At 69.8% G+C, this 13,461-nt stretch carries 13 protein-coding genes and 1 pseudogene; 8 read left to right on the forward strand and 6 right to left on the reverse strand.

The window, feature by feature from the left end; translation table 11 throughout:
* The coding region (locus tag CR470_RS27870) for an ABC transporter ATP-binding protein/permease (RefSeq protein ID WP_107489507.1) at positions 1-2,296 on the forward strand (2,296 nt) is incomplete at its 5' end.
* A 110-nt stretch (positions 2,297-2,406) separates the two neighbouring features.
* On the opposite strand, the gene CR470_RS27875 is transcribed toward CR470_RS27870, so the two are convergent.
* Positions 2,407-3,204: a transglycosylase SLT domain-containing protein gene (locus tag CR470_RS27875; protein ID WP_097870273.1), complete on the reverse strand. Its 798-nt coding sequence runs from the start codon at positions 3,202-3,204 to the stop codon at positions 2,407-2,409.
* A gap of 272 nt (positions 3,205-3,476) precedes the next feature.
* Positions 3,477-3,611, reverse strand: a pseudogene (locus CR470_RS40790) (S-adenosylmethionine:tRNA ribosyltransferase-isomerase); the annotation flags it as partial.
* Positions 3,612-3,906: 295 nt separating this feature from the next.
* Here CR470_RS40790 and CR470_RS27885 point away from each other — a divergent pair.
* Both CR470_RS27885 and CR470_RS27890 read left to right on the forward strand, forming a co-directional pair.
* Positions 3,907-5,052 carry a GAF domain-containing sensor histidine kinase gene (locus tag CR470_RS27885; protein WP_097870274.1) on the forward strand — a complete coding sequence of 382 codons (1,146 nt, stop codon included), beginning with the start codon at positions 3,907-3,909 and terminating at the stop codon, positions 5,050-5,052.
* Positions 5,045-5,692 (forward strand): response regulator, encoded by a 648-nt coding sequence (locus CR470_RS27890; protein ID WP_097870275.1) that lies wholly within the window; start codon positions 5,045-5,047, stop codon positions 5,690-5,692. Before CR470_RS27885 ends, CR470_RS27890 begins: the two co-directional genes overlap by 8 nt.
* Before the next feature lie 173 nt (positions 5,693-5,865).
* On the opposite strand, the gene CR470_RS27895 is transcribed toward CR470_RS27890, so the two are convergent.
* Positions 5,866-6,651, reverse strand: coding sequence for a hypothetical protein (locus tag CR470_RS27895; RefSeq protein WP_097870276.1), 786 nt, complete (start codon positions 6,649-6,651; stop codon positions 5,866-5,868).
* A gap of 133 nt (positions 6,652-6,784) precedes the next feature.
* On the opposite strand from CR470_RS27895, the gene CR470_RS27900 reads away from it, so the two are divergent.
* The 4 genes from CR470_RS27900 to CR470_RS27915 all read left to right on the forward strand — a co-directional run bounded on the left by CR470_RS27900 (position 6,785) and on the right by CR470_RS27915 (position 10,228).
* The gene (locus CR470_RS27900) at positions 6,785-7,582 is read left to right on the forward strand and encodes an ABC transporter ATP-binding protein (protein WP_097870277.1); all 798 of its coding nucleotides are present in this window, start codon (positions 6,785-6,787) and stop codon (positions 7,580-7,582) included.
* Between the two features lie 198 nt (positions 7,583-7,780).
* Positions 7,781-8,209, forward strand: coding sequence for an NfeD family protein (locus CR470_RS27905; protein WP_097870278.1), 429 nt, complete (start codon positions 7,781-7,783; stop codon positions 8,207-8,209).
* 165 nt (positions 8,210-8,374) lie between these two features.
* Positions 8,375-9,376 carry an SPFH domain-containing protein gene (locus CR470_RS27910; RefSeq protein WP_097870279.1) on the forward strand — a complete coding sequence of 334 codons (1,002 nt, stop codon included), beginning with the start codon at positions 8,375-8,377 and terminating at the stop codon, positions 9,374-9,376.
* A gap of 78 nt (positions 9,377-9,454) precedes the next feature.
* A complete protein-coding gene (locus CR470_RS27915) occupies positions 9,455-10,228 on the forward strand; it encodes a sulfite exporter TauE/SafE family protein (RefSeq protein WP_097870280.1) in 774 nt (257 codons plus the stop codon).
* Positions 10,229-10,332: 104 nt separating this feature from the next.
* Here the strand turns inward: CR470_RS27915 and CR470_RS27920 are convergent, their stop codons facing one another.
* The 3 genes from CR470_RS27920 to CR470_RS27930 form a co-directional block, all read right to left on the reverse strand.
* Entirely contained in the window at positions 10,333-10,842 is a 510-nt protein-coding gene (locus CR470_RS27920; RefSeq protein WP_069756287.1) for an HNH endonuclease, read from the reverse strand.
* 138 nt (positions 10,843-10,980) lie between these two features.
* Entirely contained in the window at positions 10,981-11,517 is a 537-nt protein-coding gene (locus CR470_RS27925; RefSeq protein ID WP_097870281.1) for a YbhB/YbcL family Raf kinase inhibitor-like protein, read from the reverse strand.
* A gap of 64 nt (positions 11,518-11,581) precedes the next feature.
* Positions 11,582-12,364: a sporulation protein gene (locus tag CR470_RS27930; protein WP_097870282.1), complete on the reverse strand. Its 783-nt coding sequence runs from the start codon at positions 12,362-12,364 to the stop codon at positions 11,582-11,584.
* Positions 12,365-12,451: 87 nt separating this feature from the next.
* On the opposite strand from CR470_RS27930, the gene CR470_RS27935 reads away from it, so the two are divergent.
* Positions 12,452-13,108 carry a DNA-3-methyladenine glycosylase gene (locus CR470_RS27935; RefSeq protein ID WP_097870283.1) on the forward strand — a complete coding sequence of 219 codons (657 nt, stop codon included), beginning with the start codon at positions 12,452-12,454 and terminating at the stop codon, positions 13,106-13,108.
* The last annotated feature ends 353 nt before the right edge of the window (positions 13,109-13,461 follow it).

The raw sequence follows: 13,461 nt of genomic DNA on the forward strand, positions 1-13,461 counted from the left end.
GCAGCAGCCCCATCAGCAGCCCCAGGGGGGCGGCGCGGGCTGGCACGGACAGCAGGCGCCCGCGCACCAGGCCCCTGCTCAGCACCAGGCCCCTGCTCAGCACCAGGCCCCTGCCCCGCACCAGGCCCCTGCCCCGCAGCAGGCCTGGCAGCAGCAGCCGCAGGCGCCGCAGCAGCAGGTCCCGCCGCAGCAGCCTCCGCAGCAGAAGGTGCCGCATCAGCAGAGCCCCGGGCATCCGGCCGGACCGGGACAGGGCGGTGCCGCGGGGGCGCCGCCGGTCTACGGCGACCGCAGCCCGACCACGTTCCACCAGCTGGCCCTCGGCCGGGTCATGCGCATCGGTCGTGCGCTGGAGAACGAGCTGGTCGTCTCCGACCTCCAGGTCTCCCGCAACCACGCCGAGTTCCACGCGACGCCCGACGGCCGCTTCGAGATCCGCGACCTCGGCTCGCACAACGGCACGTACGTCAACGGTCTGCCGCTCCACAAGTCCGGCTCCGCGCTCATCGGCCCGAACGACATCGTCGGCGTCGGTCACTCGACGTTCCGGCTGGTCGGGGACCGGCTGGAAGAGTTCGTCGACACCGGTGAGGTCTCCTTCTCCGCCCGCCACCTCACGGTGACGGTCGACGGCGGGAAGCAGATCCTCAAGGACGTCTCCTTCGGTGTCCCGGAGAAGTCGCTGATCGCGGTCATCGGCCCGTCCGGTTCCGGGAAGTCCACCCTGCTCAAGGCGCTCACCGGCTACCGGCCCGCCAACCAGGGTGACGTCCTCTACGACAACCGAAACCTGTACAAGCAGTTCGCCGAGTTGCGCCAGCGCATCGGTCTGGTCCCGCAGGACGACATCCTGCACAAGGAACTGACCGTCACCAAGGCCCTCAAGTACGCGGCCAAGCTCCGCTTCCCCGCGGACACCACCGAGGCCGAGCGCCAGTCCCGGATCACCGAGGTCCTCGCCGAGCTCAAGCTCGACATCCACAAGGACAAGAAGATCACCTCGCTCTCCGGCGGCCAGCGCAAGCGCGTCTCGGTCGCCCTGGAGCTGCTCACCAAGCCCTCGCTGATCTTCCTGGACGAGCCGACCTCAGGCCTCGACCCGGGTATGGACCGCGATGTCATGCAGCTGTTGCGCGGCCTCGCCGACGACGGCCGCACGGTGCTCGTGGTCACGCACTCGGTCGCCGAGCTGGCGATCTGCGACAAGCTCCTCGTGATGGCTCCCGGCGGTTCCGTCGCCTACTTCGGTCCGCCGGAGGAAGCGCTGAACTTCTTCGGCTACACCAGCTGGGCCGACGTCTTCTCCGCCTTCGAGAACTACCGCGACTACGACTGGGCGGGCCGCTGGCGCGGTTCGCAGCACTACCAGATGTACGCCGCCGACATCGACGCGGTCGCGGCCCAGCCGGTCAACATGCCGCCCCCGCAGCAGATGCGCCCGCCGAAGCCGCAGGGCTGGATGGCGCAGCTGTGGACGCTGATCCGGAGATACTCCTCCGTCATCGCGTCCGACAAGGGCTTCATGGGCCTGATGCTGATCCTGCCCGCCGTGCTGGGCGTGGTCAGCGTGGTCATCCCGGCGGAGTTCGGTCTCGCCGAGCCCGACCCGCCGTCCCGGTTCAACGGCAAGGCCGGAACGATCATGCTGATCCTCGCGGTCGGCATGTGCTTCTCCGGCGCCGCCAACTCCGTACGAGAGCTGATCAAGGAACGGGTCATCTACGAACGGGAGCGGGCCACCGGTCTGTCGCGCTCCGCTTACCTGATGTCCAAGGTGATCGTCCTCGGCGTGATCACCGCCTTCCAGGGCGTGATCATCTGCGGCATCGGCTTCGCCACCCGCGATCTGCCGGCGGAGGGCCTGATCATGCCGCCGGCCGTCGAGATCTGCCTCTCGATCATCGCGCTGGGCTTCACCTCGATGATGTTCGGTCTGGTCATCTCCTCGCTGGTGAAGACCTCCGAGAAGACCATGCCGCTGCTGGTCATGTTCGCGATCATTCAGGTCGTCTTCACCGGCGTGCTCTTCCAGGTGTACGGATCGCCCGGCCTGGAGCAGTTCGCCTGGCTGATGCCGTCCCGCTGGGCGATGGCCGCGGCCGGGACCACGCTGGACCTGGCGCACCTGATGCCGCCGTGGGACCCGAAGAACCCCACCGACCTCGACCCGCTGTGGGAGCACACCGCGGGCCAGTGGGGCATCAACATCACCGTGCTGCTCGCGCTCGGCGTGATCTGCGGCATCGCGGTCGCGCGCCTGCTGCGGCGCCACGAACCCGAGGTCATGCGCAAGTAGCGCGACGGATCGCGCACCAGCGGCCCGGCCGGGAAACCGGAACGACGCCGGAGGGCGGCACCCCGCGGGGTGCCGCCCTCCGGCGTTCGTCATGCCTGGTGCCGGGCGGCTCAGTACGCGCTGTCGACGTTGTCCATGGTGCCGTAGCGGTCGGCCGCGTAGTTGCAGGCGGCGACGATGTTGGCGACCGGGTCGTACAGGTCCTTCTTGGTGCCCGCCACGTGGTAGCGGTCGAAGGTCGGCTGGATCACCTGGAGCAGGCCCTTGGACGGGACGCCGTTCCGGGCGTTGATGTCCCAGTTGTTGATGGCCCAGCGGTTGCCGCTGGACTCCCGGATGATGTTGCGGTGGATCCCCTCGTAGGAACCGGGGATGCCTTCCTTCTTCATGATCGCCATGGCCTCGCGGATCCAGCCGTCCAGGTTGTTGGCGTAGACGGGCTTGCGCGCGGTGGAGCGGTTCGCGGCCTCGGTGCCGCGCTTCTTCGCGTCCGCCTTGGCCTTGGCGGCCCTGTCCTTCGCGTCGGCGGCGGCCTTGGCCTTCGCCTTGGCGTCCGCCGCGGCCTTGGCCTTCGCCTCGGACGCGGCCTTCGCCTTCGCGGCGGCGGCCTTGGTCTCGGCGGCGGCCTTCGCCTTGGCGGCGTCGGCGGCCTTTACCAGCTGCTCAGCGGTGGAGTGCTGCTTGAGCATGCTGTTCTGCACGGTCTTGGCCTGCGCGGAACCCGCGGCGTTGGTGAAGGCCACGGGCGCGGCGGCCGCCGCTGCCTGCGGGGCGATCTCGGCCTCGGCGTTCGACGGGACGAGCGAGAAGGTCAGGGCGGCGACGCCCAGGGCCGACACACCGGCCACGGAGATCTTCTGGACCTTGTTCAGACGACGGACACGGCTGGGAATGCGAGTCGCAGACATGTAGGGCTACCTCTTCGAATGCTCAGGTGTCCTCACGGAGGACGAGACCGGAGGCGGTGATGCGCACCTCCGTCGGGGACGAGAGCAATTCTTAGCGGCAGCAAAATCGTGTGGCAAAGGTGTGACGTACGAACCCGGGTAGTGGAGCCGGGTCCCGTTCGTCCGAATTGACCCCTACTCACGCCTGCCCAAATCGCCCTTATGCGCCCACTAGGTACGTTCGTAAGTGACGTGGGCCCTATGCCTGGGCTCACATCGGCGACCTGACAGTCTCACCTTTCGTTGCTGAAGCAATCCGGAGCGTTATGTTCCTCATCCGGTGGGATGAGGTGGACCTCCCCGAACTCGTGCCAGAGGTGCCCCTCCTGCGGCGCCGCCTCGTACCCACGGCGCAGGGCCTCGCGCCCGCCCGCGCGCGCCGGGCCCCGCGAACCACCCGTGATCATCGCGACCGGCAGGGGCGACCGTCCCCTTCGTACCCTCGGCTTCCGCCGGGAGACCCCGGCGACACCACCGCGGGAAGCCCGGTCGCACCGTGCCTCGCCCGGGGGCGCAGTCGTACCCGGGGAGTGCGGCGTGGGGTCCCGGGCCGTCCTACGACCTTCGGCCGAGGCGGCCGCCGCCCGGACCTAGACCACCCGCACGCCCACCACCGACCCCGGCCCGATACGACCGAGCGGTCCCCGCCGGTACGGTGATCCCATGAGCCATCGCCCACCGTCGGGCCTCGCCGCGGTGAGTGCCGCGCTCCTCGCCATGAGCAGGCACCTCGAAGTGGGCGACGTCCTCAAGACGATCGTCGCCTCCGCCCGTGAACTGCTCGACGCCCAGTACGCGGCCCTCGGCGTCCCGGACGACCACGGCGGCTTCGCCCAGTTCGTGGTCGACGGCGTCAGCGACGAACAGTGGAAGGCCATCGGCCCGCTGCCCCGCCAGCACGGCATCCTCGCCTCGATGCTCCACCAGGCGAAGCCCGAACGCCTCGCCGACGTCCGCGAGGACCCCCGCTTCGGGGGCTGGCCCGACGCCCACCCCGACATGTCCGACTTCCTCGGCCTGCCCATCACGGACGGCGACGAGATCATCGGAGCGCTGTTCCTCGCCAACAAGCTGTGCCCCAAGCCCGGGGGCGGTTGCGGCTTCACCGCCGAGGACGAGGAGCTGCTCTCGATCCTCGCCCAGCACGCGGCGATCGCCCTGACCAACGCCCGGCTCTACGAACGCAGCCGCGAGCTGACCATCGCCGAGGAACGCTCCCGCCTGGCCCACGAACTGCACGACGCGGTCAGCCAGAAGCTGTTCTCGCTCCGCCTCACCGCCCAGGCCGCCGCCGCCCTCGTCGACCGCGACCCGGCCCGCGCCAAGGACGAACTCCAGCAGGTCGCCGCCCTCGCCGCCGAGGCCGTCGACGAGCTGCGGGCCGCCGTCGTGGAACTGCGGCCCGCCGCCCTCGACGAGGACGGGCTCATCGCCACCCTCCGCACCCAGATCCAGGTCCTGGACCGGGCGCACGCCGCCGAGGTCGCCTTCGAGAGCCGGGGAGTGCGCGCGCTGCCCGCCGCCCAGGAGGAGGCACTGCTCCGGGTCGCGCAGGAGGCCCTCCACAACGCCCTGCGCCACTCCGGCGCGGAGCACGTGAGCGTCACCCTGGCCCGGCGCGGCACCGACACCGTCCTGCGCGTCACCGACGACGGAAGCGGTTTCGACCCCACCGCCGTCCGGCGGGCGGGCCGCCACCTCGGCCTCGTCTCCATGCGCCACCGGGCGAACAGCGTCGGCGGCCGACTCACCGTTGCCTCGGAGCCCGGCAAGGGCGCCACGATAAAGATGGAGGTCCCCGGTGGCTGACAAGATCATCAGGGTGCTGCTGGTCGACGACCATCAGGTGGTCCGCCGCGGACTGCGTACGTTCCTGGAGATCCAGGAGGACATAGAGGTCGTCGGCGAGGCGTCCGACGGTGCGGAGGGTGTGGCCCGGACCGAGGAGCTCCGCCCCGACATCGTGCTGATGGACATCAAGATGCCCGGCACCGACGGTATCGAGGCCCTGCGCCGCCTCCGGGAGCTCGACAACCCCGCCAAGGTCCTCATCGTCACCAGCTTCACCGAACAGCGCACGGTGGTCCCCGCCCTGCGCGCCGGAGCCTCCGGTTACGTCTACAAGGACGTCGACCCGGACGCCCTGGCGGGGGCGATCCGCTCGGTCCACGCCGGTCACGTCCTGCTCCAGCCGGAGGTCGCGGGCGCGCTGCTGGCCCAGGAAGACACCGGCAGCACCGGCACGGGCCGTGGGAGCACGCTCACCGAGCGGGAACGCGAAGTCCTCGGCCTCATCGCGGACGGGCGTTCGAACCGCGAGATCGCCCGTGCGTTCGTCCTCTCGGAGAAGACGGTCAAGACGCATGTGTCGAACATCCTGATGAAGCTCGACGTGGCCGACCGGACCCAGGCGGCGCTGTGGGCGGTACGCAACGGAGCGGCGGGATAAGGACCCCACCCCGCCCCGCCGGACGCACCGCTCCAGCCTGTCCGGCGTGTGAGGACGGAACCCCGGAGCCGGGGGGCCGCGAGCTCCACAAGCGCCGAAGTCTGTGGCCGCTTCCCGCCCGCCGGGCGCACCACCCCGGCCCGTCCGGCGCTTGAGGACAAAGCCCCGCGGGTCTACCGCCGAACCTCCCCGCCCTCCACATACGCGTTGTACGCCGCCACCTGAGCCCGCCGAGCCACCCGCTCCACCGGCCGCAGCGCCTCCCCCCGCGCCGCGATCTCGGATGCGCTCACCGCACCACCGTGCCCGTTCTCGTACGCCACCGAGACCAGCAGCCCCACCCGCTGCGCCATCTCCAGCACCCGCACCGCCCGCGGCGGATACCCGGGCGCCAGCACATCCCGCCCCCGCTCCGCCCGCGCCCGGTACGCGTCCACCGCGGCCTCCGCCACCGGCCCGGAACCGGCCACGTCCAGCCGCGACAGCACCGCCGTCGCATCCCGCAACGCCTCCGCCAGCTCCCGCTCCGCCTCGCCCAGCGACGGCACGTCCGCGGGCGGCGCCTCCCGTACCGGCAGCACCCGCCACACCACCTCCACGTGCAGATCCCCGGCCGGCCCCGCCTCGGTGACCTCCGGCACCAGCCCGTACGGCACCCCGTACGCGACCACCGCCTCCTCCGCCTCCAGTGCCCGCGCGTTGAAATCGGGCGGACCACTCAGCCCCAGCGGATGCCCCGGAACCGGCAGCGCGACCCGGAACCCGCTCGCTCCCATCCCCCTCAGCCGGCCGAGCGCCAGCGTGAGCCCGACCGGCCCCGCCTCACCCGGCAGTCCGTCGACGCGGTGCACCGCGTCCTGTCCGACGATCGCGAGGGCCGCCTCGTCCGGCGAGACGAGTCCCGCCAGAAGCGCGTTTCCCCAAGCGGCCAACAACCCTGAACGTGGTTCGACAAGCATGCCGACAGCCTAGGCAACGCCTGGGAACGGCCCTCACGCCTGAAGCACTCGCGCGGTGGCGTAGGTTTTCCCTTGGGAGCCGTGCCCACCGGCACGCGACGATCGACGAGACTGCATGGGGAGACAACGCGCCATGAGCGATGTACTGGAGCTGGTGGACGTATCCGTGGTCCGCGACGGACGCGCTCTGGTGGACGATGTCTCCTGGTCGGTCAAGGAGGGGGAGCGCTGGGTCATCCTGGGCCCCAACGGCGCCGGCAAGACGACCCTCCTCAACCTCGCCTCCAGCTACCTCTTCCCGAGCACGGGAACGGCCACGATCCTCGGCGAACAGCTCGGCGGCGTCGGCACCGACGTCTTCGAGCTCCGCCCCCGGATCGGCATGGCGGGCGTGGCGATGGCCGACAAGCTGCCCAAGCGCCAGACGGTGCTGCAGACGGTCCTCACCGCCGCGTACGGCATGACCGCCACCTGGCACGAGAACTACGAAGCCGTCGACGAGGAGCGCGCCCGCGCCTTCCTCGACCGCCTCGGCATGACCGAGTACCTGGACCGCAGGTTCGGCACGCTCTCCGAAGGAGAGCGCAAGCGCACCCTGATCGCCCGCGCCATGATGACCGACCCCGAACTGCTGCTCCTGGACGAGCCCGCCGCCGGGCTCGACCTCGGCGGACGCGAGGACCTCGTACGCCGCCTCGGCCGCCTCGCCCGCGACCCGCTCGCGCCCTCCATGATCATGGTCACCCACCATGTCGAGGAGATCGCGCCCGGGTTCACCCACGTCCTGATGATCCGCCAGGGCAAGATCCTCGCGGCCGGGCCCATGGAGACCGAGCTCAGCTCCCGCAACCTCTCCCTCTGCTTCGGCCTGCCGCTCATCGTCGAGCACACCGGCGACCGCTACACCGCCCACGGCCTCCCGCTCTCCTGACCGACCCGCCGTGCGTCCCACGCGCCCCACATTCACCCGCCGCCCCAGGGCCGGCGGCCAGGAACGAAGCGCCGGGGCGACAGAGCACGGCAACAGGGCACGGCAACAGGCCCTCGCGCCACGATCGGCGGGCCGTGCACCGCGGTTGGCCACCCGTGCGCCCTGTCGGTGACGCACCGACAGTCCTACGATGACCATGTGGACATCGACGCATGGGTGTGGTGGCTGATAGGCGCGGTGGGGCTGGGCATCCCCCTCGTCCTGACCGCGATGCCCGAATTCGGGATGTTCGCCGTCGGGGCGGTGGCCGCATCGGCCGTCGCCGCCCTCGGCGGCGGGATCGTCGCCCAGGTTCTGGTCTTCGTCCTGGTCTCGGTCGCGCTGATCGCCGTCGTGCGCCCGATCGCCGCCAGACACCGGGCCGGACAGACCGGGCACGCCAGCGGAATCGACGCCCTGAAGGGACGTCAGGCGGTCGTGCTGGAACGGGTATCGGCCTCCGGGGGACGCATCAAGCTCGCCGGTGAGGTCTGGTCGGCCCGCACGCTCGACGCCGACCAGGTCTTCGAACCCGGCAGCCAGGTCGATGTCGTGGACATCGACGGAGCGACGGCCGTCGTCATGTGACCGAAGCGTGCACGCGGCGGGCCCAGGTCTGCCAGACTCGAAGTCGATCATGTCGATCACCATGAGAACCGGGACCGGCCCACAACGCACGGACCACCGGCCCCACATGAGCACCGACCCCGATCACCGCGATCCACCGGCCAACCGAAGGGCACGAGAGACACCATGAACTCGATCGTCATCGTTCTGATCATTCTGGTGGTGCTCGTCTTCATCGCCCTGATCAAGACGATTCAGGTCATCCCGCAGGCCAGCGCCGCCATCGTGGAGCGGTTCGGCCGCTACACCCGCACCCTGAACGCGGGCCTGAACATCGTCGTCCCGTTCATCGACTCGATCCGAAACCGGATCGACCTCCGTGAACAGGTGGTGCCCTTCCCGCCGCAGCCGGTGATCACCCAGGACAACCTGGTCGTCAACATCGACACCGTCATCTACTACCAGGTCACCGACGCCCGCGCCGCGACCTACGAAGTCGCCAGCTACATCCAGGCGATCGAGCAGCTCACCGTCACCACCCTCCGCAACATCATCGGCGGCATGGACCTGGAGCGGACCCTCACCTCGCGTGAGGAGATCAACGCCGCCCTGCGCGGAGTCCTCGACGAAGCGACCGGCAAGTGGGGCATCCGCGTCAACCGCGTCGAGCTCAAGGCGATCGAGCCGCCGACCTCCATCCAGGACTCGATGGAGAAGCAGATGCGCGCCGACCGCGACAAGCGCGCCGCGATCCTCACCGCCGAGGGCATCAGGCAGTCCCAGATCCTCACCGCCGAGGGCGAGAAGCAGTCCGCGATCCTGCGGGCCGAGGGCGAGGCCAAGGCCGCCGCCCTGCGCGCCGAGGGCGAGGCCCAGGCCGTCCGCACGGTCTTCGAGGCCATCCACGCCGGAGACCCGGACCAGAAGCTCCTCTCGTACCAGTACCTCCAGATGCTCCCGAAGATCGCCGAGGGCGACGCCAACAAGCTCTGGATCGTGCCCAGCGAGATCGGCGACGCCCTCAAGGGCCTCAGCGGAGCCTTCGGGAACTTCGGCGGCGGCATGCCGGGCTTCAACAACGGCGGGAACGGAAACGGCGGCAACGGAAACGGCGGCAACGGCGGAAACAGCCAGGGCGGCATCCCCGCCCCGGCGGTGGAGCGACGCGAGGAACCCCCCGTCTCCTGACCCGAAAGCCCTTTCGTGCATGATCAGTGAGGCCCCTCGACCTTCATGGCGGGGAGGCGTCACTGACCACCGAAGGAGATGGCCTTGTCCATCTGGGAAATACTCGCCGTCTTCGCGGCCGGCGTCGGAGCGGGCACGATCAACACGATCGTCGGCTCGGGCACCCTGATCACCTTCCCCGTCCTGCTCGCCACCGGCCTTCCCCCGGTCACCGCGACCGTGTCCAACGCGCTGGGCCTCATCCCCGGCTCCATCAGCGGGGCCATCGGCTACCGCAAGGAACTCGCCGGACAGCGCCGACGCATACTCAAGCTGAGCGTCGGCGCGGCGATCGGCGGCCTCTGCGGGGCGACCCTGCTCCTCGCCCTGCCCTCCACCGCCTTCGAGACGATCGTCCCGGTCCTGGTCGCCCTGGCGCTCGTCCTGGTGATCCTGCAACCACGCATCAGCAAAGCCGTCCAGCGCCGCCGCGAACACACCGGTGTCCCGCCCCGCGCCGACGGCGGCCCGCTCCTGTTCACCGGCCTGATGCTCGCCAGCGTCTACGGCGGCTACTTCACCGCCGCCCAGGGGATCATCTACCTGTCGTTGATGGGCATGCTGCTCGACGACACCATGCAGCGCCTCAACGCCGTCAAGAACGTCCTGGCCGCCGTGGTCAACACCATCGCCGCGCTGTTCTTCCTCTTCGTCGCCCACTTCGACTGGACAGCCGTCGTCCTCATCGCGGTCGGCTCGGCCATCGGCGGCCAGATAGGCGCCAAGGTCGGCCGCCGCCTGAGCCCCACCGTCCTGCGCGCCCTCATCGTGGCCGTCGGCACGGTGGCCATCGTCCAACTGCTGCTCCGCTGACATGCGTGGGCCCGCCCACAGGGCGGGCCCACGCATACGTCACCGGGCGTACACCGACTACGCCACGGCCTCCCGCGGCCACGTCGGACGATCGCTCCCGCGCCCTACGCCGCCGCTGCCCGGTCCAGCCACTCGGGCAGCGCCGAGCGGTCGCCGGCCCCCATCGCCAGCAGCATCGCCTCGGCGGGGGAGGGGACGAACGGCTGCTTCAGCAGCGGCATCCCCGCCTGCTCCGGCGTCCGGGCGGCCTTGCGGTGGTTGTCCTCGGCACAGGAGGCCACCGTGTTCAGCCAGGTGTCCTGCCCGCCCTGGGCACGCGGCACCACATGGTCGACGGTGGACGCCCGCCGCCCGCAGTACGCGCACCGGTGCTGGTCCCGTATCAGCACACCCCTTCTGGACCACGGCGCCTGTCTTCGGAACGGCACCCGTACGTACCGGCAGAGCCGGATCACACGGGGCGCCGGAATGTCCACGGCGGCACCACGCATACGGAGCTCGGGATGCGACTGCTCGACGACGGCCTTGTCCGTCAGGATCAGGACCACCGCACGGTTGAGCGTCACCGTCGACAGCGGCTCGAAGCTCGCGTTGAGAACCAGCGTGTCACGCATCCTGCCCACCTCCCGTGTGCCGCCCGCCCCCTGGCAGGCCCGGATCAACTCTGGCTGGGCAGGCCGCGATGGACAACGCAATAAAAAATGCCCTGCTCTGATCTCTCCAAGACCAGAGCAGGGCAAACAGCGAACGAACTAATCGCCGACGGGAGCCTCGTACTCACCGATCAGCTGAGCACGCCCCAGCGTGTGGAACCGGAGATTGAATCCGGCCACGGCGGGAGACGCGTCGCCGTCGATTCCGAGCTTCTCGGTGTCCACCGCGTACACGGTGAACACATAGCGGTGGTTCTCCCCGGGCGGCGGTGCCGCGCCCCCGAAGTCCTTGGAGCCGTAGTCGTTACGGGCCTGGACGGCCCCTTCGGGCAGCCCCTCGAACGCTCCGCTGCCGGCGCCGGCCGGAAGCTCCGTCACCGAGGCCGGGACATCGAAGAGCACCCAGTGCCAGAACCCGCTGCCCGTCGGGGCGTCCGGGTCGAAACACGTCACGGCGAAGCTCTTGGTCCCCTCGGGGAAACCCTCCCACCTCAGCTGCGGCGAAGTGTTCCCGCCCGCAAGCACCTGGGCATCGCCCAGCACGGCCCCCGGCGCCAGGTCGTCGCTCACCACGGTGAACGCCGGAACCTCCGGATGGAAGTCGTGCGGCAGCGGGGCCCTCTTCGGCTCGGTCACGTCTGGCACCTCTCCTGATCGGTTCGTCTGCCTTCTTCCCCGACCTTAGGGGGCGTACCGCCCTCTACAGCCAGTTGCGCTGTCCGCCGACCTGGGCGAGCCACTGGTTGAGGTACGCCGCCCAGTCGGTCTGCTGGTAGTCGTGCAGCCCCACCTTGAACGCGCGGTAGGAGTCGCTGCCCTCGCTGAACAGTCCCGGCTTCTTGTCCATCTCCAGGATGACGTCCATCTCGCGGTCGTCGGCGACGAACGTCAGCTCGACCTGGTTCAGCCCGCGGTACTGCGTCGGCGGGACGAACTCGATCTCCTGGTAGAACGGCAGCCGCTGACGCGTACCGCGGATGTGACCGCGCTCCATGTCCGCGCTGCGGAAGCCGAAGCCCAGCTGGCCGAAGGCGTTGAGGATGGCCTCCTGCGCCGGCAGCGGATGCACGTTGATCGGGTCCAGGTCACCGGAGTCCAGCGCGCGGGCGATCTCCAGCTCGGTGGTCACCCCGATGTTCATCCCGCGCAGCTGCTGGCCGCCGAACATGGTGATCGGCGTCTCCCACGGGATCTCCAGGCCGAACGGCACCACGTGTACCGCGCCCGCCTGGACCTCGAAGGCGCCCCCGAGGCTCAGCTTGGTGAACTCGATGTCCTGCTTGGTCTCCTGGTCCCCGCCCTCGACCTCGACCCGCGCCTGGAGGCCGACGGAGAGCCCCTCGATCTGCTGGGCGACCGAACCGCCCTGGATCCGCACCTCGCCCTGCACGACCCCACCGGGGACGACATTCACCTCGGTGAGCTCGGTCTCCACCGAGGCACCGCCGGCACCCATGCTCGCGAGCAGCCGCTTGAAGCCCATAGTCACTCCTTCTTGGTACTGACCCCTACATACGCGCCACGACGGTAGCCGGTTCCCGTCCGCGCGGTCCCAGTACCCTCGGTCGCCATGACCAAGAGCCCGGACCGCAGCCCACTGACACGAGAGTTCTTCGACCGCTCCGTACTGGAAGTCGCCCCCGACCTCCTGGGCCGTACGCTCGTCCGCCGCGGCCCGGCGGGCACGATCGAGCTGCGCCTGACCGAGGTGGAGGCGTACGCGGGCGAGGTCGACCCCGGATCGCACGCCTTCCGGGGCCGCACCGCGCGCAACAGCGTGATGTTCGGCCCGCCCGGCCACACGTACGTCTACTTCACGTACGGGATGTGGCACTGCCTCAACCTGGTCTGCGGCCCGGAAGGCCATGCGAGCGGAGTCCTGCTCCGGGCGGGCGAGATCAACGTCGGCGCCGCCCTGGCCCGCGACCGCCGCGCCTCGGCCCGCCACGACAAGGAACTGGCCAAGGGCCCGGCCCGCCTCGCCACCGCCCTCGACGTCGACCGCGCCCTGAACGGCAGCGATCTCTTCGGCGGCCCCGCCCCGGCCCTGTCCGTACTGCACGGCACTCCGCCGCCGCGTGAACTCGTACGCAGCGGCCCCCGTACAGGGGTGGGCGGCGACGGCGCCCACCAGCCGTGGCGCTTCTGGATCGAGGGAGACCCCACGGTGAGCCCTTATCGCGCCCACGCACCGCGCCGCCGGTCGAGTGGCAAAGGTGCGACTTGACGCACCCTCGGCAGACGCCTAATGTAGTCCGAGCCGCTTGACACGGGTACAGCTCTCGGAACAGTCCATCGGACCGGACCGAGCCACCCGAAGCGGCCACACCACTACCTACGACTCACCCTGGCGGGTGCGAACTCGGCATGCCCGTAATTCGCCCTATCGACTCGATTATGAGTTGCCAAGAGAATCGGCTAACGTAGTGAACACGCCGAAAGGCAAGGCTGCTCGACAGGCCACCGGAAATCGAATTCGGACCGGAAACGGAACGGAAAAGAGTCTGGTAAAGTCGGACTCGCCGAAAGGGAAAACGCGAAAGCGAAGAACCGGAAGGCGAGAAGGAAATGCGAGACCCG

Origin of the sequence: Streptomyces sp. rh34, assembly GCF_002551245.1 — a bacterium.
In the GTDB taxonomy this organism is placed as follows: domain Bacteria; phylum Actinomycetota; class Actinomycetes; order Streptomycetales; family Streptomycetaceae; genus Streptomyces.